This is a genomic window from Helicobacter trogontum (assembly GCF_000765905.2).
Lineage (GTDB): Bacteria > Campylobacterota > Campylobacteria > Campylobacterales > Helicobacteraceae > Helicobacter_A > Helicobacter_A trogontum.
In genome coordinates this window covers 1-1,399 of sequence record NZ_JRPL02000084.1, presented here as the reverse complement: position 1 = coordinate 1,399, position 1,399 = coordinate 1, and the positions used below count along the sequence as shown (strand labels likewise).

Genomic DNA, 1,399 nt, shown 5'->3' with positions numbered 1-1,399 from the left:
TGCTTCAATAGCTCGAGCATAGGTGGTGTTGGAGTCTTTTTTGTGCAAAACATTGTCATTATTATCTTTTATATACCTATGATTTTATCACTTTTTGTTAGGTTGTCGCCAAACTCTTCAACAAATATCCTTTTCCCATTATTTTCATTCCAGTATTGTTTTACTATGAAATTTTTACGGATACAATGCAACTCCGCATACGATGCATCAGCACAATTAGCCATATCTTTCATTCGCTCAATGAGTTGTTTATTTGTCATTTTCTGGCTCCTTGCTTTCTATATATTCACCATTGATTTCATGAAATTTCACAAATTTATCATCGATAAGAAAAAATCTTGTTTTGTATCTACTTGTCCCTGCTGAAACAAAATATTCTTGTTTTATACTAAATCCCCTGCCTTCATCACCAAATAGGCCGTATTTTACCATAATATATTGTAAGCTCATAAGAAAAGCAAGAGGGATTTTTTTACCATTGCACTCATAATAAACATCTATTTGTAAGAAGGGTTTTAGTATGTTATCATAATTTTCAGCTCCTAAATATTCTCTGAATTTATTTTCGTAGTATGCATATTCAGGTTTTTTCTCAAAAACAAAACCTTTATTTATATAATACCTACAACCATTAGAAAGAGTTTGTGGAATTGCTTCATCTACTTCTTTATAGTCTGGATATCTTCGTTTAATTTCATCTTTTGCATAGTTAAAAAGAGCTTTTTCATAAAGCAAAGAGATAAATTTAAAATCTGTCTCTTCCTGTGCGCGAAGTCCATCAAGCATCACATCCATTTCTTTAAGTGCTGCATCTAAGCCTCCTATTTCTTTTATATAGTTTATAATTGGATAATAGTATAAATCAGACTCTTCTGTCTGTATTTGTGCACTTAAATATTTTTTTCTTTGTTTAGACCAGGCAAGCCATTCTTTATCTGTAAATCTTTTTTGTCTTTCTTCCCTATAGCCTTCTTTACCTCCCCAGAAATAACTATCATATGAAAGTATATGATTGTATAATTCCCTTCTTAATTTACCTATCTCATCCCTTCGTGTCGATGTGTTTTTTTTGTATTCTTTTCTTTGTTTCTCTTTCTCTAGTATCTCAAAATAAAATTTTTTGTTAAAAATATAAAGTCCTCCATATTTATCAGCAAGCATATTCGACACTTTTGCTGATCCTGGATCTGCTGGCATAGCTGGAATGAAAGCACAAGCAATCAATAATACTGCTACAAACACAATACCAATTATCACATATATCATTCTCATACTATCTCCTTTTTAGATTCTGTCCCACGAAAGGCGATGATATATTAAAAGTCATTTCAAACTTTCTTAGATTTGTAGTTTTATCTCATTTGCCCAAATCTCTAAATATTGTAGCAGAGAATCCACT

At 31.3% G+C, this 1,399-nt stretch carries 2 protein-coding genes; both read right to left on the bottom strand.

The window, feature by feature from the left end; genetic code table 11:
- Positions 1–68 precede the first annotated feature (68 nt).
- Positions 69–260 (bottom strand): hypothetical protein, encoded by a 192-nt coding sequence (locus LS81_RS10925; protein WP_034347776.1) that lies wholly within the window; start codon positions 258–260, stop codon positions 69–71.
- A complete protein-coding gene (locus tag LS81_RS10920) occupies positions 250–1,272 on the bottom strand; it encodes a hypothetical protein (RefSeq protein WP_052096666.1) in 1,023 nt (340 codons plus the stop codon). Before LS81_RS10920 ends, LS81_RS10925 begins: the two co-directional genes overlap by 11 nt.
- Positions 1,273–1,399 lie beyond the last annotated feature (127 nt).

What these genes read in the sequence shown, in the direction of transcription:
- LS81_RS10925 (WP_034347776.1), bottom strand. Translation starts at nt 260, where the DNA reads ATGACAAATAAACAACTCATTGAGCGAATGAAAGATATGGCTAATTGT.
- LS81_RS10920 (WP_052096666.1), bottom strand. Translation starts at nt 1,272, where the DNA reads ATGAGAATGATATATGTGATAATTGGTATTGTGTTTGTAGCAGTATTA.